This is a genomic window from Xenorhabdus sp. PR6a (genome assembly GCF_028599065.1).
Classification (GTDB): Bacteria; Pseudomonadota; Gammaproteobacteria; order Enterobacterales; family Enterobacteriaceae; genus Xenorhabdus; species Xenorhabdus doucetiae.
The window spans coordinates 1-20,285 of sequence record NZ_JAQRFJ010000028.1; the positions used below are offsets into that span (position 1 = coordinate 1).

Below are 20,285 nucleotides of genomic sequence, written 5' to 3' on the forward strand. Positions count from 1 at the left end.
TAGATGTTCTCAATTAATAAACTAAAGGTAAAGATACAGTTTTATTGTCTCTGGCAGCAAGATAAGCTGCGATTAGCAATTCGAGAGACTTTAAACCTTCTCTCCCATCGGTCATTGGCTCCGCTTCTCCTCTCATTACATCAATAACATTTTTATAATATAATGGATGTCCAAAACCGTATACTGAAGTTGTTTCGTAATTGGCGTCTTTTACTTGCTGGTCATAATCTTTTTCGTCAGCAAAATTCCACTCTTGAATCTCATTAACCGCTAAACCACCAACTTTAACACTTCCTTTTTCACCTAATATGGTGATAGAACCTTCTAGGTTTCTAGGATAAGTACACATAGTCACAGCCATTGAGCCTAGTGCACCGTTTCGCCATCTAATATTTAGTACACCTGTATCTTCAGCTTCAATGTCTAAATGTGTAGACATCATTGCTTGAATATCTTTGACTGGGCCAATAAGCCATTCTAATAAATCAACATAATGGCTTGCCTGATTCATAAATGCACCACCATCAAATTCCCATGTACCACGCCATGCAGCTTGATCGTAATAATCTTGAGGACGCGTCCAAAATACGTTTAGATGGACCATATTGATTTGACCAAAACGTTTTTCTTCTACTGCGCGTTTCAGTAATTGGAGAGTTGCATTTAAACGATTTTGTTTGACCACGAATAAGCGTTTGCCAGCTTTATCGGCAGCTTTAACCATTCTCTCTCCGTCAGAAAAACGAGTCGCCATGGGTTTTTCAGTAACCACATGGAAACCTTTTTCTAGGCAAGTAATAGCTTGCTCAGGATGGAGTCCTGAAGGTGTTGTTAGAATAATAATATCAGCTGAAATACTATTCAGCATATTATGTAGATCGTCAAATCCCTTAGCACCCGTTTTTTCTATAGCGTCATTAAGAGCTACAGGATCTGTGTCACAAACAGCAACTAACTCAGCATTGTTTTTGTGGGCATCTAAAGAATTAAAATGGTTTTTAGAAATTCTTCCACATCCAACTAACGCAAATTTTATTTTCCTATCTGTAATTGAATCAAACATATTTAATCCCAAATTAAGCTTTTATTACATTATTATGATTAGGAGAGTATTTTCCACGAGTATCAACAACTAATGCTGCATTGTTAATTATTAAGTCATAGTCAAATTTATCGTGGTCTGTTGCTAGAATAATACAGTCGAACTCTTTTAAATTACTTGCCGTTATAGATTGACTTGTTAAGTCGAAGTGATGCTCACGCATTATAGGGAAGACAGGAACATGTGGGTCTGAATATTCTACTAATGCCCCTAGGTCTCTTAATTTTTCCATTACATGGACTGATGGGCTTTCCCTCATGTCATCAACATTTTTCTTATATGCAATCCCTAATACAAGTACGCGACTTCCGTTAATGGATTTATTGGTTTTATTCAATGCTAAGACTGTCTTAGTAACAACATAATCTGGCATTGATGAATTAACTTCACCAGAAAGTTCAATAAAACGAGTATTGATACCATATTCTCTGGCTTTCCATGTTAAATAGAAAGGATCGATAGGTATACAATGGCCACCTAATCCTGGCCCTGGATAGTAAGGGACAAAGCCAAATGGTTTTGTTGCGGCAGCCCTGATGACTTCATGTATATCAATACCCATTTTGTCTGCAACGAGCTTCATTTCATTGACTAGACCTATGTTAACGGCCCTATGTATATTCTCAAGCAGCTTAGTCATTTCTGCTGCTTTTGTAGAGCTAACGGGAACAACTTGGTCAATAGCAGGTTGATAAACAGCAATACCCGCTTTTAGGCAGTTTTCTGTATGTCCACCAATGACTTTTGGGATTGTTCTAGTTTCGAAATCTGGATTGCCCGGATCTTCACGCTCCGGTGAATATACGAGGAATACATCTTCACCGACTTTTAAACCATTTTCTTCTACTCTTGGTAAGAGTTCTTCTTCAGTTGTACCCGGATAAGTTGTGCTTTCTAGAGAAAGTACCTGACCTTGTCTTAAGAATGGTTTCACCATATCAGTCGTATTGATGACGAAACTCATATCAGGTTCTCTGTATTTATTTAATGGAGTTGGAACACAGAGAATAATTGCATCGCATTCGGAAATTCTTGAAAAGTCTGTTGTTGCTTCGAAACCTGTTTCAATGGCCTTTTTAATTTTAGAGGAAGAAATATGTTCAATATAGCTTATCCCCTGATTTAATTTATCGGTTTTGCTTTCATCTATATCAAAACCGATAACTTTAAAACCAATATCGTTGTATCGTAGCATTAAAGGTAATCCGACATACCCTAACCCAACGATAGCTATATTTGCATTTTTATTATTAAACTTATTAATTAATTGATTCAGAAATGACATGTTATAGGCCTTTGATATACCATATAAAATTAAGCTAAAAAAATGTTCTTGGATTAAGAGCATTTTTTTAGTTCATATCAGTATGAATTGAGAAAGGTAACGAAGAAGGTGCAGTAAGATTATTTTCTTGGTTAATGTTAAAAAGGTATCAAAGCTACCGCACTAGGTTACGGCTCCCAGAGTGCCTGTTGTGTGTAACAATTTGACTTATCTGATTAATATCATTGGATTTTTCTGCTTAACAAAAATTATCATATCAATGAGTTATGTTAAGCAGCGACGAGATTAGTCCCTCGACGCCATGAGGTCAAGTATAATAGCTTTTTTTCTTTAATTGTTACGTTATGTAACTAGCTAAATACCCAAGCGAAAGCCATCTATCTTCCATGCAGCGGCAGCCAAATCACCAGCCTTAACCCGCCTAAAGGGCTATCTTCTGCTTTGACCCAGCCTCGGTGCTGACTCACGGCCGTTTCAACAATCGCCAGTCCCAGGCCGGTTCCGCCAGATTCTCTATCCCGTGCTTCGTCCGTGCGATAAAAAGGTCGGAAGATATGTTCACGGTCTTCGGGGTTGACTCCGGGGCCATCATCATCAACCGTGATCGTGACACCGTGATTGTCTGACTTAAATGCAACGGCGATATGGTTGCTGGAGTAGCGTAGTGCATTGCGGACAATGTTTTCCAGTGCGCTGCCGAGCGTTGCCGGATTGCAGTAAATTACCCAATTTCCGGGAGGTGAGACGATATCCAGCGTTTTGCTCATCTGCTCAGCTTCGAATTTTGCATTCTCCAGGATGTCATGCCAGATATCGTGGGCTTTGATATTTTCGCGGAGTAGCTCGTTTTTATGCTGATTGCGGGAAAGCACCAGCAGGTCGTTAATCATGCCATCTAAACGTTGAGTCTCTGTTTCGATACGTGCCAGTTCTTTGCTTTCACCGTGACGGCGGCGCAGCAAGGCAGTCGCTAATTGCAATCGGGTTAGTGGCGTGCGCAGTTCATGAGAGATATCGGAAATCAGCCGCTGCTGGGCGGTCACCATCCTTTCCAGCGCACTGATCATCTGGTTGAAACTACTGCCGGTCGCCAAAAACTCTTGCGGGCCAGATTCCAGTTCAGGATGTTGCCGTAAGTTGCCTCTTGCGACGTCATCGGCGGCATTTTTGAGTTTCCGCGCGGGCTTTGCCAGGCTCCATGCTAACCACAATAACAGTGGGGCACTGATTAACATGGTGGCAGCGGGCAGTAAAAAAGGTCGGTCAAACATCAAATTAATAAAATCGGACTGTGGACTACCCGCTGGCCTAATGATGTAGAGGTGATAATGATCCTCTCCATCGCGGACAGAAAAGGGGCCGAGTATTTCTGAACGGCCATATTTTTTCTTTTTAGGGTGATCGGAGTTATCGGATTGGCCGATAAAGTTGCGGATAACTTGTTGTTGATGGGGCGGGGTATTAATGTCACTGATCAGCCCTTCACTGGAGACGAGTATCAGACGTTGCCCCGATGGCGTCCACCGGGCAACAGCGCGATCCAGACGTAGCCACCAGAATAAGTCATTCCCAGAGTCGTTGATGAGTTCTTCTTCTATGAGTTTTGCCAGCTTTTCTCCCAACTGGTATTCACTGTCCAAAAGCGGCGTTAACTGCCGTGAGTCCAGTTTGGGCGCCATTAAGGCTATCATCAGGACAAGCGCAAGCGTGAACCAAAAGATGGCGAATATACGGGCTGTCAAGCTATTGATCATTTTGCGGAAACCATTAAGTACCCACGGCCGCGTAATGTCTTAAACCATGGAAGTTCATCAGTTCTGTTGGGTAATTTACGGCGTAGATTCGAAATATGCATATCAATAGCCCGATCAAAAGGCGTTAAGCGTTTTCCCAATACTTCTTGGCTTAAATGTTCACGGGAAACGACTTGCCCCAAATGTTGCGCCAATAAATACAGCAGGGTGAATTCTGTGCCGGTGAGATCCAAGATCATTCCATCAAAACTGGCTTCCTGACGCCCAGGGTTGAGTTGAAGTTTATCGATCTCCAGTATCGGTGTGCCAATATCGGCTTGTTGTTCACTCCAGTTGGAACGGCGCAAAATGGCCCGTATGCGGGCGACCAGTTCACGATCGTTAAACGGTTTGGGGAGGTAGTCATCCGCTCCCAGTTCCAACCCCAGAACACGGTCTAAATCGCTGCCACGCGCCGTTAACATGATAACCGGGGTCTGATGGTATTGCCGTAGCTCTTTCAGTGTCTCAATGCCATTTTTGCGCGGCATCATGATGTCCAGCAATAATAGGTCAATTGAAGAATCGATATATTGTAAAGCCTGTTCGCCATCGTGGGCGATGATCACATTGAATCCTTCCATCTCGAGCAGTTCTTTTAATAGCGATGTCAGTTCGCGGTCATCATCAACTAATAAGATTTTATGCATTAATTCTTCCTCCAAGAGCAAAATACGATAACAAACTTTTCTATTCCATGACTTTACGTTCTTTTACATGCTCTGACGCTAGTTTGCAGCCGTAAGGTTATAGTTATCCGCACTGAATCGAATGCTGCTGTTCGAGAAAGCGAGGAAATTTAATGCGTAACATAGCAATATTGGCTTTAGCGTCAATGGTTGTTCTGGGAACAACAGAAGCTTTAGCTAAAACTGCTGATACGGATCATATTCCTGAGGTGAGCGCCTCCTCCCCATATCCATATTGTATGCCATATGGCTCTAAGAGGAATGTTAATCATCACCGAAACAGTCAATATAACTATAGTTATCTCTTCGGTGGGATAGCGTTAACTGAACAGCAACGTGAGCAGATGTGGAAATTAGTCAAAGAGCAGCATCAATATCAGCAGCCGCTGATGGATATGCGAATTGAGCATCAAAAATTGAATGCCCTTTTAACTAATGAGGATTTTGATGAAGCTGAGATTCGTTCTCAGCTTGAAAAAATAGCCGAAAAGAATGTTGCTCTGGGTGTCGAAATTGCGCGCATTAATAATCAGATTTATCAGCTATTAACACCGGAACAGAAAGCGCTGTTAAAAAAATCGGTTGAAGTAAATGAATATGAAGCTCGAAAAGCGAACTGATTTTTTTGTTACCACTTTTGATGTTTAGTACTTTTGTTACACAGTAGCATCACCAACGATTTTCCTTGCCATAGACACCATCCCTGTCTTTCAGCCCCCTTGTGGGGCTTTTTTTTCAATAGCTTATAGCTGATATCCCTGAAAAAACAGCAACATAAAAAATACGAAAGAGTTAGGAAGTGTGTGAAAGTATGCGAACCGCCAGACCGAGCCAGCACTAAATAAAGCCGCGCTAACTTATGAAGTTGAGTCAGAGCGCGGCTTTGCAGGATATGCAGAACTGAAATTATTTTCTCTTTTGAATGATGATAAAAAAGAAAGAGAAAATGTTAAAGTGCGCTTAATTCATTAATTAGCGCAGGATTACGTTCAAGCATTTGAAGTAATTTAAGTGATGAGCCAGAAGGAATACGGCGGTGTTGCTCCCAGCTTTGAATGAGGGATGCAGAAACGCCAACAGCGTCGGCAAATTCACTTTGCTTTAACCCAAAGGTTTCGCGCAGGTTTTTTACATCAGGCAGACGATGGCGATGAATATTTTCAGCAGGAACAGAAAGTTCCCCTTTTTCAATCGCTACCATCTGATTCATGCTTTCAACAAGATCGTCAAAAAGTTTTTTGTCCATAATGTCTCCGTTGTATGAACAAGCCGCGTATCTACGCGGCGGTTGATTATTGCAATTTGTTACTGATGGCTTTAAGTACTTCTTTTTCTTTTGGGGTTAAGTCATCTTTTTTACTTTTAGGATAAATCAAAAGAAGATAGAGCCTCCCAGTTTTAGTGATGGTGTAGTAGATGATTCTGACACCGCCACGTTTCCCCATTCCTTCCCGCTGCCAGCGCATCTTTTTACATCCTCCGGTGGCGCTGATGGTACTGCCTTGTTCATGATTCTTTAGTAAGTGTTCCTGTAGTTGTCTAAATTCATCATCGGTTAACAGTTCTGCCCGTTCTCTACTTAATACGGGAGTTTCGATAAAAAGTAGGTATTCCATAAAACACATCCTTGCCCGTCTATGGAAAATATTATATTCGTACTATGTACGAGTGTCAAAGTGGGTTAGTACATGGTACGAAAGTTTAATGTGCAAAGAAAAAGTGACCCCAAAAATTTATAGATAATTTTTGTTTATGATTTTCTATTTCTTGGGTGATAGTATAAAGTTCCCGGTAAGGAGCTTTTATGTCAATGTGGACGGTGTTTAATGCAAAGCTTTTAATTTCAATTTATTACATGTTACGTTTCGACACCATTCCTGTCTTTCAGCCCCTCCATTGGAGCTTTTTTTTCGAGTTAATTTTTCTAATGTTCAAAGGCTATTTATTAATTAACACTCATATTTGCTAATCCATATTCCCAACCTGTTGTTATCTTAACCAATCTTGATTATCTTACCTCCCATTACTCCGTTATTAAAAAAATCTTATCATTGTCACCTCACATAAAAGGGATAGGAATACCCAACATGGTTCATTCTCATATCGATCATGATCTGATGCTGTTGCTGGGCGGGATATTTGGCATATTGGTGATTGCCAGTGTGATTGGCGGCATTTTGGCCTTGCGCTATTCAGGGGAAAGGCGCAAGGCCACTATCGATAACCTCAATGCCCGCATCCGTAGTTGGTGGATGATATGCATTATCTGTGTCTTGGCTATTGTGGTTGGGCCAGTGGGATCGGTGATTTTATTTGCGGTGATGTCATTTTTTGCCCTGCGTGAATTTATTACGCTAACCCCGATTCGGTGCAGTGATCATAAGGCACTGTTCTGGTGTTTTTTTGTTTTTATCCCTGCGCAGTATGTGTTGGTGGGAATGCAGTGGTATGAGCTATTCTCGGTTTTTATTCCCGTCTATGTCTTGCTATTTTTACCTGTCCGTACAGCCTTGCTTGGGGACACCATCCATTTTTTGGAACGCACCGCCAAAATCCAGTGGGGGATGTTAATCACAGTGTTTGCCATCAGCCATGCGCCCGCGTTGTTGATATTGGATATCCCAGAGTACAAAAACCAAAATATCAAGTTATTGCTGTTTCTGATGATTGTGGTGCAACTGTCTGATGTTTTGCAGTACGTATTTGGGAAGTTGTTTGGCAACCGCCCGATTGTGCCGAAACTGAGCCCCAATAAAACGGTTGAAGGATTTGTTGGCGGAATTTTCGTGTCTGCACTGTTGAGAATGTCGTTGTTCTGGGTCACACCTTTCTCTCCGTGGGAGGCGGGATTGATGTCGTTGGCAATTACCCTGATGGGGTTTATGGGCGGGTTATGTATGTCAGCGATTAAACGGGATAGCGGCGTGAAAGATTTTGGCGGGATTATTGCAGGTCACGGCGGAATGTTGGATAGAATTGACTCGCTTTGCTTCGCTGCCCCTATATTTTTTCATCTAACGCGCTATTTTTATCCCTGAGACGGAGTAACCAAAAGGCGGTAGTCAATGAATATCAATTATGGGCGATGGGTCAGTTCCGCTGCGTTGGCGGCAACGGTACTCGCCAGTGTGCTGTTGATAGTGAAAATTTTTGCTTGGTGGTTGACCGGTTCGGTGAGTTTATTGGCGGCGCTGGTGGATTCATTGGTCGATTTGGCCGCTTCCCTGACGAATTTTTTTATTGTGCGCTATTCACTCCAACCGGCGGATAAAGAGCACACTTTCGGGCATGGTAAGGCTGAATCACTGGCGGCGTTGGCGCAAAGTATGTTTATTTCCGGTTCGGCGATTTTCCTGTTTTTGACGGGCTTTCAGCACCTGTATTCCCCCAAGCCGCTGGAACATGCGGCAATAGGGATTGGGGTGATTGTTATTGCCCTGATTTCCACGATCTGTTTGGTGACCTTCCAAAAATGGGTGATCAGTAAAACGCAAAGTCAGGCGATCCGGGCGGATATGCTGCATTATAAGTCCGACCTCCTGATGAATGGGGCGATTTTGCTGGCGTTGCTGTTGAGTTGGTATGGCTTTAAACGTGCGGATGCACTCTTTGCCTTGGGAATTGGGGTTTATATCCTCTATAGTGCATTACGGATGGGTTATGATGCCGTACAATCTTTGCTTGATCGTGCCTTGCCGGATGAAGAGCGGCAGGAGATTATTGAGATGATCCGGAATTATCCCGGTGTGGCAGGTGGGCATGATTTGCGCACCCGTCAATCAGGCCCGATTCGTTTTATTCAGTTCCATCTGGAGATGGATGACAATTTGCCCTTGGTGCAGGCACATGCGTTGGCCGAAGAGATTGAAAATAAATTGCGCAATAGATTTCCAGATGCCGATATTATTATTCATCAAGATCCATGCTCCTCTGTCGCCGATGAGTATAAAAACCGTTGGGATTGACGGAGAATTTATTCATAATCAAAACAGCATCAAAAAATAGACATAATCTTAATGCAGAATAGCTGTTTTTCCGTATCATAGGCGGAGTTGAATCAATTCAGCTATGCAGTAACAATCAGGTTTCGCCAATATTATATCGACAAGTCAGAGGTCATCATGATCAACAAGATTAAAAGAATCGGAGTCTTAACGAGTGGCGGTGATGCGCCTGGCATGAACGCCGCTATTCGTGGTGTTGTTCGTGCCGCTTTAACCGAAGGGTTGGAAGTTTACGGCATTTATGATGGCTATCTGGGGTTGTATGAAAACCGCATGAAAAAGCTGGATCGCTTTAGTGTTTCCGACATGATTAACCGTGGTGGGACGTTTTTGGGATCAGCCCGCTTCCCGGAGTTCAGGGATGATAAGGTGCGGGAAATTGCCATTGAAAACATGCGCAAAAATGGGATCGATGCGTTAGTCGTGATTGGCGGTGACGGCTCTTATTTGGGCGCGAAAAAGCTGACTGAGGCGGGTTTCCCTTGTATTGGCTTGCCGGGAACGATTGACAACGACGTGGCGGGCACCGATTACACCATTGGTTATTTCACGGCGCTGGAAACGGTGGTTGAAGCGATTGACCGTTTGCGTGATACCTCAACGTCCCACAAACGCATTTCGATTGTTGAAGTGATGGGGCGTTATTGCGGTGATTTGACTTTATCCGCAGCCATCGCGGGGGGCTGTGAATTTATTGTCCTGCCTGAAAATGAAGATCCCTTCGATCGTGAAGAATTGCTGGCTGAGATTAAAGCCGGGATTGAAAAAGGTAAGCGTCACGCGATAGTTGCCATCACTGAACATGTCTGCGATGTGGCTGAACTGGCGAAATATATTGAAGCGGAAACCCGCCACGAAACCCGTGCAACGGTATTGGGGCATATCCAGCGTGGTGGTGCACCGGTCGCTTATGACCGCATCCTTGCTTCCCGCATGGGGGCATATTCGGTTCAACTCCTGCTGGAAGGGCATGGCGGTCGCTGTGTGGGTATCCAGAACGAGAAACTTGTTCATCACGATATTATTGATGCCGTGCAGAATATGCAGCGTGTCTTTAAGAAAGAGTGGCTGGAAACGGCGAAAAAACTCTACTAATCTGCTGTTACCTGCAAAATCCTATTTTGGAGACAGCCCGATCCTGTGGCTGTCTCATTCCTCATATTCTTCTTGTGCATAAGCAGAAAGTTAAAATTATTTCTGCGTCATCGCGCTTTCTGTCAGTTTTTATGGCGAAATCATAATAACTGAGGGGAAGGTGTGGCCGTGGCGATAATAAATGCAAGGGGTATAAATACGGGCTCAATATGGGCAATGACAAAAAAATATATTGTTTCAACGTTATCTTTGATGGTCTTGGCGATAACACCGCTGGCTAATCAGGTATGGGCAAAAGATCTGCAATTATTGAATGTCTCCTATGATCCGACCCGTGAACTGTACCAGCAATATGATAAGGCATTTAGCGAATACTGGCATAACAAAACAGGGGACAATGTGAAGATCCGCCAGTCACATGGTGGTTCAGGTAAGCAGGCTACTTCCGTTATCAATGGTCTTCAGGCAGATGTCGTTACGTTGGCACTGGCTTATGATGTGAATGCCATTGCTGAACGGGGAAGCATTGATAAGCATTGGATCCAGCGTCTGCCGGATAATTCAGCACCTTATACCTCCACCATTGTTTTTTTGGTGCGAAAAGGAAATCCTAAACAGATAAAAGATTGGCCGGATTTGATCCGTCCAGATGTTGCCGTAGTGACCCCGAACCCGAAAACTTCCGGCGGCGCACGGTGGAATTATCTGGCGGCCTGGGGATATGGATTAGCGCATAATAATCAGGATCAGGCCAAAGCCAAAGCGTTCGTGACGGCGCTCTATAAAAATGTGGAAGTGCTGGACTCCGGTGCACGCGGTGCAACGAATACCTTTGTGGAGCGCGGAATTGGCGATGTATTGATTGCCTGGGAAAACGAAGCATTATTGGCGATTAATGCGCTGGGTAAGGGGAAGTTTGACATTGTGACGCCGGGCATGTCTATTCTGGCGGAGCCGACAGTTTCTGTTGTCGATAAGGTGGTGGATAAACGAGGAACGCGGGAGCTGGCGACAGAATATCTGAAATACCTTTATTCTCCGGTTGGGCAGGAAATCGCTGCTAAAAATTATTATCGTCCGCGCGATAAAGCCATCGCAGAAAAATATCGCGCGGTTTTTCCTGATTTGAAGCTCTTTACGATTGATGAAGTCTTTGGCGGTTGGAATAAGGCGCAGAAAGAACATTTTGCCACAGGCGGAACGTTTGACGAGATTATCCGGCGTTAGCCATGAAGCTGATGACTGGGCAGATTGGCGCGTTTAGATTAAACAAAAAAACCGCCATGAATCAGGCTTCGTGGCGGTTGCGTCATTTTTCTGTTCTGTTAAAAAATTACGCTTTTTTGGCTTCTGCTGCGGCTTTGACGATAACAGCAAAAGCATCCGCTTTCAGTGATGCGCCACCAACCAGTGCACCGTCGATATCGGGTTGGGTGAACAGTTCGGCTGCATTGCCGGCGTTCACTGAACCGCCATATTGAATAATGACTTGTTCAGCAATCGCGGCATCTTGTTTTGCGATATGGTCACGGATAAATTTATGCACGGCTTGCGCTTGGGCTGGCGTTGCAGATTTGCCTGTACCAATGGCCCAAACAGGTTCATAGGCAATGACGGTATCTTTGAATGCTGCTACGCCCAGTGTGTTCAGGATCGCATCGATTTGGCGTGCACAGACGGCTTCAGTCTGGCCTGCTTCATTTTCTTGCTCGGTTTCACCAATGCACAGCACAGGGATCAGGCCTTGTTCTTTCAGGATAGCGAATTTCTTCGCGATGAATTCATCGCTCTCTTTGTGGTAAGTACGGCGTTCAGAGTGACCGATAATGATATATTTTGCCCCGACGTCTTTTAGCATTTCTGCGGACGTTTCGCCCGTGAAGGCACCAGAAAGATTGACGCCAATATCTTGTGCGCCCAAAGCAATACGGCTACCCGCCAGGGCATCTTTTGCCAGAGAAACATAAACTGTTGGTGGTGCGATAGCGACGCCACAGCCGTCAACATTGCTCAGTTCTTTACGCAGGCCTGCAATCAGGTCGTTAACCATATGGGTACGGCCATTTAATTTCCAGTTACCCATTACTAATGGATGTCGCATCTTTTTCCCTCCAACCCTAAAATAATCAAATTGCGAAATGAATGCACAGTATAAAGATCATCAACGCGAATAGCTCTGCGCTGCGTCACTAATTTTCATTTGCTGATGTGTCAGATAGCGATAGCTTAATCGGTTCAATTGCGAAGGTCATTATATTTTCGCTGCTGTTGACGATGATATAGCGTATTGCGCCCATTTTTTGACTGAAAGCGGGGCGGTTTTCTGCTGCCCGCAAGAGCCTTTCCCATTGAATTTCCGCTTGTCCAGGAGAAAGCGTGGGTTCAAATTGGTTGATCAGAGCAGTGATATATTTCTTTGCCAGTATACGGTTTTGTGCATTTTCTCGTTCATTTTGTGAGGGCAGCAGAGTAATTTGCAGGCTTTTAATCTTTTCACTGCCCCGTTCCAGTACGGCCGAAGAGTAAATGTTGTCATTGATTTTACTGGCGGCACGGAGAAAAGGCTGCGAAATATCTTTGCTGGCAATCACCCGATATTCGTATAACGGCGTGTCGGGATGTTTTTGGTTGTATTTTTCCCGAAAAGTGGGGATGGTTTCTTCGAAAGTCGGGGAATTCGGCAGTAGATACATTAACGGTGAGTTGATTTCTGGTGTGACAGAAGGTTCAGCGGCAGCGGCTGATAATGGTAAACCGATGGCAAAAGCGATTAATATTGTCACCAGAAGTTTATTTATGTCTGTTTTCATTTTGTTACTCACTGAGTTAAATCCTGGAAAAACAGCATCCACACAATTGGAAAATCATTGGAAAAGAGTACATGACATTACAACAATGGGGATTTTCATTCAAAGGCCGAATTGGACGACGAGAGTTTTGGATAGGCATAGGCATCTGTTTCGCCTTGATCTTTATGCTACTGACACTGCATGGAATGAATATCCTCCCCATAAATTATGCGGCGATTGGCATGACTTTGCTATTGTATCCAACGGCGGCGATTTTTTCGAAGCGTCTGCATGACCGGAATAAACGAGGGGGCTGGGGGTTACTCTTTGCGTTGGCTTGGATATTGCTGTCCCTTGACTGGAGCACCATGGCACCGATATGGCAATGGGGAATTGGTCGTTTTGTCCCAATACTGATTTTTGTCATGATGATACTGGATTGTGGGGTATTTCGCGGAACGGAAGGCGCCAATCGTTTTGGTGAGATGGCAGAAACGGTTGATTATATTTCTGCCAATAACCCTGCTCAAAAACGCTGATAAGTTTATTGCGGGCGCTGTGACCAGCCATCATGCGCTGATTACCAATATTGCTCGCTGGTGATATGGCCGGGTTTACGGCGCAGATGTTTTGCCATATTACGCTGCTCTTTTAACCGTTGCTGGGTATCCCTGACCATTTGGGGATTCCCGCACAGCATGACGTGGCTGTTTTCTGCCTGAATGGGTAAGCCGACTGCTGACTCCAGTTCGCCATTTTCAATCAATGCCGGAATTCTGCCCATCAGTGAATTTGGCCATTTTTCTCGGCTAACGATGGTCTGTATTCTTAGTTTACCCTGAAATTTTTTCTCTAATGCCTGCATCATGGGTAAATAACTCAAATCTTTTCCCCATCTGACTGCATGAACCAACACGATATTGTCGAATCGTTCCAGATCGATGCCTTGCTGGAGGATAGAAAGGTAAGGCCCAATAGCGGTGCCGGTGGACAGCATCCAGAGTGTCTGGCTGTCAGGGATCTCATCAAGAACGAAAAAACCCGCCGCTTGTTCTGTGACCAGCAGTTCATCCCCGATTTTTAGTGCCGCCAATCGGGGGCTGAGTTTTCCTTGCGGAACGGTCACCAGATAAAATTCCAGCTGATTGTCATCGGGAGAGTTGACATAAGAGTAAGCGCGTTGGATGCGCTCCCCTTCAATTTCCAATGCCAATTTTGCAAATTGCCCAGCCGTGAATTTCTCGACTGGTGCATGAATGTTGATGCTGAAAAGCGAGTCAGTCCAATGGGTGATGTCGGTAACTTTTCCTGTAACCCAATTTGCCATGACGATTAACCTCTCTACACAATTAGGGTATGAATTAACGATGTGAATGAATACAGCGTGAATTGATGATTTTTTGTGACGATTCTACGTGATTAGCGGCAATAGCATTATCGATTACGTGTTACGGTGTAATTGACTGGATTTTTGCCAATATTGTGGTTGAATATGTACACTTTTATTGACATGTGTGGAGAATATTTCTGTAATTTTTTCTTCATGTAAAATTGTATACTGAAAAGAAAAAATATAGATTTGCTTATTGAATCCTATCTCATTTAGTCAGTAAGTCGGGCGCTTTAATTAAGCGCTTGAGGGGCTTACTGTGGTTGATGATTGATTATTCGATTATTTTCAATGGGTTATTTTGTATAAATGCGATGAGAAAAATAGAACACTTTAATTTGTTGTTAATGTTAATTGCCCTGACCGCAGTTGGGCAGATGACGCAAACAATCTATGTGCCAGTGATTGCTGATATGGCAAGTGATCTTAAGCAGCCTGCGGGAGAAGTTCAGCGGGTAATGGCGGCCTATCTGTTTTCTTACGGGTTTTCGCAACTCTTTTATGGGCCGCTATCCGACAAAATAGGGCGCCGCCCTGTGATTTTAGTGGGGATGTCCATTTATCTGGTGGCGACGATATGTGCTCTGTTTGCCCCGAATTTATCGGTGCTGGTGATGGCGAGTGCATTACAGGGATTGGGCACAGGGGTTGCTGGGGTGATGGTGCGTACCATGCCGCGGGATTTATATACCGGCACGACATTGCGTTATGCCAATAGTCTGCTGAATATGGCGATATTGGTTAGTCCTCTGGCTGCCCCTATGATTGGTGGGATGGTTGCCCACTATTTTGGGTGGCGTTGCTGTTATTTGTTCCTATTGGTGTTGGGGATTGTTGTTGCTTCCTTTCTGGCTCGGCATTTACCGGAAACCCGCCCCGCCGGGACTAAACACAGTACGATGTTGGTTTCTTTCCATCAGTTACTCTCTCATGGCGTCTTTGTCTCGTACCTTATCATGCTGGTGGGTGGCTTGGCGGGGATTGCTGTTTTTGAGGCCAGCAGCGGCGTGTTGCTGGGGGCGGTGTTGGGGCTGGATAGCCTGACGGTCAGTATCTTGTTTATTCTGCCCATTCCTGCGGCGTTTTTTGGCGCGTGGCATGCGGGGCGTGAAAGTAAAACATCTTATCAGCTTATGTGGCAGTCTGTGATCTGTTGCTTGTTGGCGGGTATCCTGATGTGGTTGCCCGGCTGGTTTGGTTTTATGAATATCTGGACGCTACTGATACCGGCTGCGTTATTCTTTTTTGGCGCCGGTATGTTGTTCCCATTGGCAACGACTGGCGCGATGGAACCCTTCCCTTATCTGGCCGGCGCGGCAGGGGCTTTAGTGGGAGGATTACAGAATGTCGGTTCAGGGGTGGCAACGTGGCTGTCGGCGATGTTACCGCAAACTAGCCAATTTAGCGTTGGCATGCTGATGTTTTCTATGTCGCTTTTGATTCTGTTTTGCTGGCTGCCCATTTCCCAACGGCACCCGCGTCAGGAACATCCCGTTTCGTAAGTTCGGCTTAAGATACCTGCTCATCTCCCCGCGTCGCGGGGAGATGAGCATTTTGTCATTAAGCGCGATCTTCCCAATCCTGGGCACGGGCAACGGCTTTTTTCCAGCCATTATATTTATGGTTGCGTTCAGTCGTTTCGATGCCTGGGCGGAATTCTTTTTCAATTACCGCCTTACTTTTCACTTCATCCAGATCTTGCCAGAAGCCGACGGCCAAACCGGCAAGGAAGGCGGCACCTAACGCTGTGCTCTCACGCACTTCCGGGCGTTCTACACGGGTGCCGAGAATATCGGACTGGAACTGCATCAGGAAGTTGTTGGCGACAGCCCCGCCATCTACGCGCAGGGATTGCAGGCGCGTACCGGCATCAGCCTGCATCGCGTCCAGCACATCTCGGGTTTGGTAAGCGATGGATTCCAATGTGGCACGAATAATATGATTGCTATTGGCGCCACGAGTCAGACCGAAAATCGCCCCACGGGCGTAAGGATCCCAATATGGTGCGCCAAGGCCAGTAAATGCAGGAACAACATAAACGCCATTGCTGTCTTTGACTTTGGTCGCGAAGTATTCTGAATCTGCGGCATCGGCAATGAGTTTCAGCTCATCACGCAGCCATTGAATGGATGCGCCTCCGACAAATACCGCGCCTTCTAGTGCATAATTGACTTCACCGCGCGAGCCACAGGCAATCGTTGTCAACAGGCCATGATTGGAACGAACGGCGTCTTTGCCGGTGTTCATAAGCAGGAAACAGCCGGTGCCGTAAGTATTTTTTGCCATTCCGGGGTGCACGCACAGTTGCCCATATAATGCGGCCTGTTGGTCACCGGCGATACCCGCGATAGGAATGCGCGTGCCGCCTTTACCGCCGATATTGGTTTGGCCATAAACCTCGGAGGACGCAGCGACTTTTGGCAGCATAACGCGAGGTATTCCCAACTCATCAAGGATTTTCTGATCCCAGTCGAGATTATGGATATTGAACAACATGGTACGGGAGGCATTGGTGTAATCGGTCACGTGTACGCGCCCCTGAGTCATTTTCCAGACCAGCCAGGTATCGACTGTACCGAATAACAGTTCACCATTTTCAGCACGATGGCGGACACCTTCAACATTGTCCAAAATCCACTTTATTTTCGTCCCAGAGAAGTAAGGGTCAACCACCAAACCGGTATTGTGACGGATATATTCTTCCAGACCGTCTCTCTGTTTCAGTTTGGTGCAAATGTCTGCGGTCCGGCGGCATTGCCACACAATCGCGTTATAAACCGGTTTACCCGTTTCTCTTTCCCAAACAATGGTGGTTTCTCGTTGGTTTGTGATACCAATGCTGGCAATTTGGTCAGAACTGATATCCGCTTTTGCCAGCACTTCAACTAAAGTGGAGCTTTGGCTTGCCCAGATCTCCATCGGATCGTGTTCCACCCAGCCGGGTTTGGGATAGATTTGCGGGAATTCACGCTGTGAGATACAAACAATATTGGCATTGTGATCAAGTACAACGGCTCGTGAACTCGTCGTGCCCTGATCCAAAGCAACGATATATTTTTTTTCTGTCGTATTTTCTGTTGTCATAGCGATAACCTGGTTTTATTCAATCATGGCGCGGTAAATGGCGAGTAATCAGTTTGCGGTAGCCAAAAGCACCTAAAATCGCGCCAACAATAGGCGCTACCAATGGAACAAGGCAATAAGGAATATCCCGGCCTCCGGTTAGGGCAATCTCTCCCCAGCCAGCCAGATAAGCCACTAATTTGGGGCCGAAGTCACGCGCTGGGTTCAGGGCAAATCCAGTCAGTGGGCCAAATGAACCCCCGATAACCGCAATGAGAATACCGATTAACAGCGGCGCCAAAGGCCCCCGTGGCAGGCCATTACCGTCATCTGTCAGCGACAGGATCAGGCACAGTAAAACGGCCGCGATGATAACTTCAACGATAAACGCATGGAATACGGAGATCTGTGCGGCAGGGTAAGTGGAGAACACGCCTGCGGTGAAGAGACTTTCCTGCGAGCCGCGAACGATGTTGTGAACTTGCTCATAATCCAGGAAAAGGTTGTAATACATCATATAGATGATGAGTGCTGCGACAAAGCCGCCGAACATTTGGGCAACGATGTAAGGCAACACTTTTTTTCTGTCAAAGTTGGCAAACAGGCATAAAGCAAGGGTAACAGCAGGGTTAAGATGCGCGCCTGAAACGCCGGCAGTGAGATAAACTGCTAAGGCGACACCCAAGCCCCAAATAATGCTGATTTCCCATAAGCCCAGTTGTGCTCCTGCGATCCGGGCAGCAGCAACGCAGCCTAAGCCAAAAAAAACGAGCAATGCAGTTCCTAGAAATTCGGAAATGCATTGACCTGATAGTGTGGGAGTTGTGGTCTGGCTCATTTCTATATCCTATAAAAAAGTACAGGGGGGAGAGTAATTATTAGTCCCTTCTTATGTACTAAGAGAAAGGTGCCTGTGAATTTATCGTTAATGCGCGTAAACGAGAAATAGCGAAATTGAAATCTGCGTGTTGCGTCAACAAAATGAGCGAATTCGCATTTGTTTGGTGTTTTATTGAACTTGCCAAATGTGATCTTATAAACATTTGGGTTTGGTCACTATATTTCGCGTTATGCCGCACATTGAAAGGATGAAACTAGACAGACGTTAATAGGCTAAATACAATCAATACATTGCTTACAAGAGGGGCCCCAGAATGTCATTTGAAGTTTTTGAAAAACTAGAATCTAAAGTTCAGCAGGCGATTGATACCATCACTTTGCTGCAAATGGAAATTGAAGAATTAAAAGAAAAGAATGCAGTCTTATCTCAGGACGTCCAGAATATGACAGACAGCCGTGAATCTCTGGTACGTGAAAATGAGCAGCTCAAACAAGAACAATCAGCATGGCAAGAGCGCTTACGCACCTTGTTGGGTAAGATGGAAGATGTACAATAAGGTATCCAATGGCTTAGTTGAAAAAGGGCGATAATTGCGCCCTTTTTTTACATTTGATCATCGTCGCTGTCTACATCAGGCTCTTCGTCAATCTCCAGAGGGACATCGGATAACACGATGCCGGTATTGTCTGCGTAGAGATAGTCACCGGAGAAGAAGGTAACCCCACCGAAATTCACCCTAATATCGCTTTCTCCCGCCCCTTCACTATTGGAGCCAGCAGGAATGGCAGCCATCGCTTGAATACCAATATCAAGCTCTGCGAGATAATCAACCTGACGCACGGCACCATAGACGACAATGCCTTCCCACTCATTATTGGCAGCCAGTTGAGCCAGTTCTGCATCAACGAGTGCCTTGCGTACCGATCCACCACCATCGACGAGCAAAATGCGGCCATGACCGTTTTCTTCAAGTAAATCATAAAGCAGGCCATTGTCTTCAAAACATTTCACCGTGATGATCTGACCACCAAATGAAGTACGCCCACCAAAGTTGGAGAAGAGTGGCTCCACCACGTTTATATCATCTTGATATATATCACAAAGTTCGGAAGTATCATATTTCATGGGATTGACGTCTGGTTTATGCAAGGAACGGACAGTATATCCTTTTAAAGCGGGTGTTGGCAAAATCATCAATCTTAAAACTTATGTGTAAAATTGATGCCTACTCGCTTAATTAAATACCAATCCAATGGAAAACAGAATATTGGTCAATAAGGCCGCTTTGACCATTTGTGCCAACTTGGGACGCATCCCTTCCGGTGTGGGATCACGCAGTACTTGCGCCATATGTTTCAATAGCAGGGGAAAAGCGAGCAAGAATAACCAACTTATCCCAGCATTCAGGTACAGGAGCGTGAAGATCACCAGACAGAGCATGGCAGTGACCAGAAGGACAGCATGGTAATGGCGCGCCTTTTTTCCGCCCAACCGGACAGCCAGCGTATTTTTGCCATTTTGGCGGTCACTGTCGATATCGCGTAAGTTATTGATGTTCAAAACCGCCACGGAGAGTAAGCCACTGGCGGTTGCGGGCAAAAGCGTGTTGATGGAAAAATCACCGACTTGCAGATAGTAAGTCCCCAGTACACTTAAGTAGCCAAAGAAAATCAGCACGGAAATATCCCCCAATCCCAGATAGCCATAAGGACGGGTGCCCACCGTATAAGTGATCGCCGCGACAATCGCCAGCAGCCCCAAAGCCAGGAAACCCACTATGTCGCTTGGGCTATTGCAGGCGACAGCAATAAGGGAAATGCCGGATAAACAAGCGAGCAGCACGGTGATCTTCAAGGCATTTTTCATCTGTTTGGCGCTAATCAGACCTTTTTGCATGCCCCGCAGCGGGCCAAGGCGTTCTTCGGTATCACTGCCTTTGACCACATCACCGTAATCATTGGCAAGATTGGACAGAATTTGCAGTATGGCGGCGGTTAATAACGCCAGTAACGCGACAGGCCATTTGAAATGCCCTGCCCATGATGCAAGGGCCGAACCCGTTATGACGGCAGCAACAGCCAGTGGCAGCGTTTTGGGGCGTAAACTTTCCAGCCATGCCTGTATCTGGCTGATAGACGTTGTTGAGCTCATATTGTCACTGTTTGTCATTATGAATGGGGTAATAAAATGTTGGTGTAATCAATTTTATACCATCGAAGATAGCGAAAAGGGAG

Annotated in this window: 21 protein-coding genes; 8 read left to right on the forward strand and 13 right to left on the reverse strand. The window is 45.3% G+C overall.

Annotation, left to right across the window (positions count from 1 at the left end):
• Nucleotides 1-13 precede the first annotated feature (13 nt).
• The 4 genes from PSI15_RS09325 to cpxR all read right to left on the reverse strand — a co-directional run bounded on the left by PSI15_RS09325 (nucleotide 14) and on the right by cpxR (nucleotide 4,830).
• Nucleotides 14-1,063: a Gfo/Idh/MocA family protein gene (locus tag PSI15_RS09325; protein WP_273583299.1), complete on the reverse strand. Its 1,050-nt coding sequence runs from the start codon at nucleotides 1,061-1,063 to the stop codon at nucleotides 14-16.
• 13 nt (nucleotides 1,064-1,076) lie between these two features.
• A complete protein-coding gene (locus tag PSI15_RS09330) occupies nucleotides 1,077-2,387 on the reverse strand; it encodes a nucleotide sugar dehydrogenase (protein ID WP_273583300.1) in 1,311 nt (436 codons plus the stop codon).
• Nucleotides 2,388-2,764: 377 nt separating this feature from the next.
• Nucleotides 2,765-4,141, reverse strand: coding sequence for an envelope stress sensor histidine kinase CpxA (gene cpxA / locus PSI15_RS09335; RefSeq protein ID WP_273583301.1), 1,377 nt, complete (start codon nucleotides 4,139-4,141; stop codon nucleotides 2,765-2,767).
• The gene (gene cpxR / locus PSI15_RS09340) at nucleotides 4,138-4,830 is read right to left on the reverse strand and encodes an envelope stress response regulator transcription factor CpxR (RefSeq protein ID WP_045967932.1); all 693 of its coding nucleotides are present in this window, start codon (nucleotides 4,828-4,830) and stop codon (nucleotides 4,138-4,140) included. Before cpxR ends, cpxA begins: the two co-directional genes overlap by 4 nt.
• 152 nt (nucleotides 4,831-4,982) lie before the next feature.
• Here cpxR and PSI15_RS09345 point away from each other — a divergent pair, with 152 nt between their 5' ends.
• A complete protein-coding gene (locus tag PSI15_RS09345; RefSeq protein WP_273583302.1) occupies nucleotides 4,983-5,489 on the forward strand; it encodes a Spy/CpxP family protein refolding chaperone in 507 nt (168 codons plus the stop codon).
• A gap of 329 nt (nucleotides 5,490-5,818) precedes the next feature.
• On the opposite strand, the gene nadS is transcribed toward PSI15_RS09345, so the two are convergent.
• Nucleotides 5,819-6,115 (reverse strand): NadS family protein, encoded by a 297-nt coding sequence (gene nadS / locus PSI15_RS09350; RefSeq protein WP_273583303.1) that lies wholly within the window; start codon nucleotides 6,113-6,115, stop codon nucleotides 5,819-5,821.
• Nucleotides 6,116-6,161: 46 nt separating this feature from the next.
• Nucleotides 6,162-6,485, reverse strand: a complete 324-nt coding sequence (locus tag PSI15_RS09355) for a type II toxin-antitoxin system RelE/ParE family toxin (RefSeq protein WP_273583304.1) — start codon at nucleotides 6,483-6,485, stop codon at nucleotides 6,162-6,164.
• 471 nt (nucleotides 6,486-6,956) lie between these two features.
• On the opposite strand from PSI15_RS09355, the gene PSI15_RS09360 reads away from it, so the two are divergent.
• From PSI15_RS09360 to PSI15_RS09375, 4 genes are all read left to right on the forward strand, one after another.
• Nucleotides 6,957-7,907, forward strand: a complete 951-nt coding sequence (locus PSI15_RS09360) for a phosphatidate cytidylyltransferase (RefSeq protein ID WP_273583305.1) — start codon at nucleotides 6,957-6,959, stop codon at nucleotides 7,905-7,907.
• Nucleotides 7,908-7,934: 27 nt separating this feature from the next.
• Nucleotides 7,935-8,834, forward strand: a complete 900-nt coding sequence (gene fieF, locus PSI15_RS09365) for a CDF family cation-efflux transporter FieF (RefSeq protein WP_273583306.1) — start codon at nucleotides 7,935-7,937, stop codon at nucleotides 8,832-8,834.
• A gap of 156 nt (nucleotides 8,835-8,990) precedes the next feature.
• On the forward strand, nucleotides 8,991-9,968 hold the full coding sequence (pfkA, locus tag PSI15_RS09370) for a 6-phosphofructokinase (protein ID WP_045967942.1): 978 nt from the start codon (nucleotides 8,991-8,993) through the stop codon (nucleotides 9,966-9,968).
• A gap of 252 nt (nucleotides 9,969-10,220) precedes the next feature.
• Nucleotides 10,221-11,195 carry a sulfate ABC transporter substrate-binding protein gene (locus tag PSI15_RS09375; RefSeq protein WP_273583333.1) on the forward strand — a complete coding sequence of 325 codons (975 nt, stop codon included), beginning with the start codon at nucleotides 10,221-10,223 and terminating at the stop codon, nucleotides 11,193-11,195.
• A 106-nt stretch (nucleotides 11,196-11,301) separates the two neighbouring features.
• Here PSI15_RS09375 and tpiA read toward each other — a convergent pair whose 3' ends face one another.
• Both tpiA and PSI15_RS09385 read right to left on the reverse strand, forming a co-directional pair.
• Entirely contained in the window at nucleotides 11,302-12,069 is a 768-nt protein-coding gene (gene tpiA / locus PSI15_RS09380; RefSeq protein ID WP_273583307.1) for a triose-phosphate isomerase, read from the reverse strand.
• 88 nt (nucleotides 12,070-12,157) lie between these two features.
• Nucleotides 12,158-12,778 carry a DUF1454 family protein gene (locus PSI15_RS09385; protein ID WP_273583308.1) on the reverse strand — a complete coding sequence of 207 codons (621 nt, stop codon included), beginning with the start codon at nucleotides 12,776-12,778 and terminating at the stop codon, nucleotides 12,158-12,160.
• A 71-nt stretch (nucleotides 12,779-12,849) separates the two neighbouring features.
• On the opposite strand from PSI15_RS09385, the gene PSI15_RS09390 reads away from it, so the two are divergent.
• Nucleotides 12,850-13,296, forward strand: coding sequence for a DUF805 domain-containing protein (locus tag PSI15_RS09390; protein ID WP_273583309.1), 447 nt, complete (start codon nucleotides 12,850-12,852; stop codon nucleotides 13,294-13,296).
• A gap of 41 nt (nucleotides 13,297-13,337) precedes the next feature.
• Here PSI15_RS09390 and fpr read toward each other — a convergent pair whose 3' ends face one another.
• The gene (gene fpr / locus PSI15_RS09395) at nucleotides 13,338-14,084 is read right to left on the reverse strand and encodes a ferredoxin--NADP(+) reductase (RefSeq protein ID WP_273583310.1); all 747 of its coding nucleotides are present in this window, start codon (nucleotides 14,082-14,084) and stop codon (nucleotides 13,338-13,340) included.
• A gap of 377 nt (nucleotides 14,085-14,461) precedes the next feature.
• On the opposite strand from fpr, the gene emrD reads away from it, so the two are divergent.
• Complete coding sequence (emrD, locus tag PSI15_RS09400) at nucleotides 14,462-15,649, forward strand: multidrug efflux MFS transporter EmrD (protein ID WP_273583311.1); 1,188 nt, start codon at nucleotides 14,462-14,464, stop codon at nucleotides 15,647-15,649.
• Nucleotides 15,650-15,707: 58 nt separating this feature from the next.
• On the opposite strand, the gene glpK is transcribed toward emrD, so the two are convergent.
• Together glpK and PSI15_RS09410 are read right to left on the reverse strand one after the other, a co-directional pair.
• Nucleotides 15,708-17,231, reverse strand: coding sequence for a glycerol kinase GlpK (glpK, locus tag PSI15_RS09405; protein WP_273583312.1), 1,524 nt, complete (start codon nucleotides 17,229-17,231; stop codon nucleotides 15,708-15,710).
• Between the two features lie 19 nt (nucleotides 17,232-17,250).
• Nucleotides 17,251-18,048 carry an MIP/aquaporin family protein gene (locus PSI15_RS09410; RefSeq protein ID WP_273583313.1) on the reverse strand — a complete coding sequence of 266 codons (798 nt, stop codon included), beginning with the start codon at nucleotides 18,046-18,048 and terminating at the stop codon, nucleotides 17,251-17,253.
• Nucleotides 18,049-18,364: 316 nt separating this feature from the next.
• Here PSI15_RS09410 and zapB point away from each other — a divergent pair, with 316 nt between their 5' ends.
• The gene (gene zapB / locus PSI15_RS09415) at nucleotides 18,365-18,607 is read left to right on the forward strand and encodes a cell division protein ZapB (protein ID WP_045967958.1); all 243 of its coding nucleotides are present in this window, start codon (nucleotides 18,365-18,367) and stop codon (nucleotides 18,605-18,607) included.
• A 47-nt stretch (nucleotides 18,608-18,654) separates the two neighbouring features.
• On the opposite strand, the gene rraA is transcribed toward zapB, so the two are convergent.
• Nucleotides 18,655-19,176 carry a ribonuclease E activity regulator RraA gene (gene rraA, locus PSI15_RS09420; RefSeq protein ID WP_045973271.1) on the reverse strand — a complete coding sequence of 174 codons (522 nt, stop codon included), beginning with the start codon at nucleotides 19,174-19,176 and terminating at the stop codon, nucleotides 18,655-18,657.
• A gap of 108 nt (nucleotides 19,177-19,284) precedes the next feature.
• Nucleotides 19,285-20,202 carry a 1,4-dihydroxy-2-naphthoate polyprenyltransferase gene (locus PSI15_RS09425; RefSeq protein ID WP_273583314.1) on the reverse strand — a complete coding sequence of 306 codons (918 nt, stop codon included), beginning with the start codon at nucleotides 20,200-20,202 and terminating at the stop codon, nucleotides 19,285-19,287.
• Between the last annotated feature and the right edge of the window lie 83 nt (nucleotides 20,203-20,285).

Coding starts and splice junctions, on each gene's coding strand:
- fpr (WP_273583310.1), bottom strand. CDS start 14,084: ATGGCAAATTGGGTTACAGGAAAAGTTACCGACATCACCCATTGGACT.
- PSI15_RS09330 (WP_273583300.1), bottom strand. CDS start 2,387: ATGTCATTTCTGAATCAATTAATTAATAAGTTTAATAATAAAAATGCA.
- pfkA (WP_045967942.1), top strand. CDS start 8,991: ATGATCAACAAGATTAAAAGAATCGGAGTCTTAACGAGTGGCGGTGAT.
- PSI15_RS09345 (WP_273583302.1), top strand. CDS start 4,983: ATGCGTAACATAGCAATATTGGCTTTAGCGTCAATGGTTGTTCTGGGA.
- tpiA (WP_273583307.1), bottom strand. CDS start 12,069: ATGCGACATCCATTAGTAATGGGTAACTGGAAATTAAATGGCCGTACC.
- rraA (WP_045973271.1), bottom strand. CDS start 19,176: ATGAAATATGATACTTCCGAACTTTGTGATATATATCAAGATGATATA.
- fieF (WP_273583306.1), top strand. CDS start 7,935: ATGAATATCAATTATGGGCGATGGGTCAGTTCCGCTGCGTTGGCGGCA.
- glpK (WP_273583312.1), bottom strand. CDS start 17,231: ATGACAACAGAAAATACGACAGAAAAAAAATATATCGTTGCTTTGGAT.
- cpxA (WP_273583301.1), bottom strand. CDS start 4,141: ATGATCAATAGCTTGACAGCCCGTATATTCGCCATCTTTTGGTTCACG.
- PSI15_RS09425 (WP_273583314.1), bottom strand. CDS start 20,202: ATGAGCTCAACAACGTCTATCAGCCAGATACAGGCATGGCTGGAAAGT.
- emrD (WP_273583311.1), top strand. CDS start 14,462: ATGAGAAAAATAGAACACTTTAATTTGTTGTTAATGTTAATTGCCCTG.
- PSI15_RS09360 (WP_273583305.1), top strand. CDS start 6,957: ATGGTTCATTCTCATATCGATCATGATCTGATGCTGTTGCTGGGCGGG.
- PSI15_RS09375 (WP_273583333.1), top strand. CDS start 10,221: ATGGTCTTGGCGATAACACCGCTGGCTAATCAGGTATGGGCAAAAGAT.
- cpxR (WP_045967932.1), bottom strand. CDS start 4,830: ATGCATAAAATCTTATTAGTTGATGATGACCGCGAACTGACATCGCTA.
- PSI15_RS09390 (WP_273583309.1), top strand. CDS start 12,850: ATGACATTACAACAATGGGGATTTTCATTCAAAGGCCGAATTGGACGA.
- zapB (WP_045967958.1), top strand. CDS start 18,365: ATGTCATTTGAAGTTTTTGAAAAACTAGAATCTAAAGTTCAGCAGGCG.
- nadS (WP_273583303.1), bottom strand. CDS start 6,115: ATGGACAAAAAACTTTTTGACGATCTTGTTGAAAGCATGAATCAGATG.
- PSI15_RS09355 (WP_273583304.1), bottom strand. CDS start 6,485: ATGGAATACCTACTTTTTATCGAAACTCCCGTATTAAGTAGAGAACGG.
- PSI15_RS09410 (WP_273583313.1), bottom strand. CDS start 18,048: ATGAGCCAGACCACAACTCCCACACTATCAGGTCAATGCATTTCCGAA.
- PSI15_RS09325 (WP_273583299.1), bottom strand. CDS start 1,063: ATGTTTGATTCAATTACAGATAGGAAAATAAAATTTGCGTTAGTTGGA.
- PSI15_RS09385 (WP_273583308.1), bottom strand. CDS start 12,778: ATGAAAACAGACATAAATAAACTTCTGGTGACAATATTAATCGCTTTT.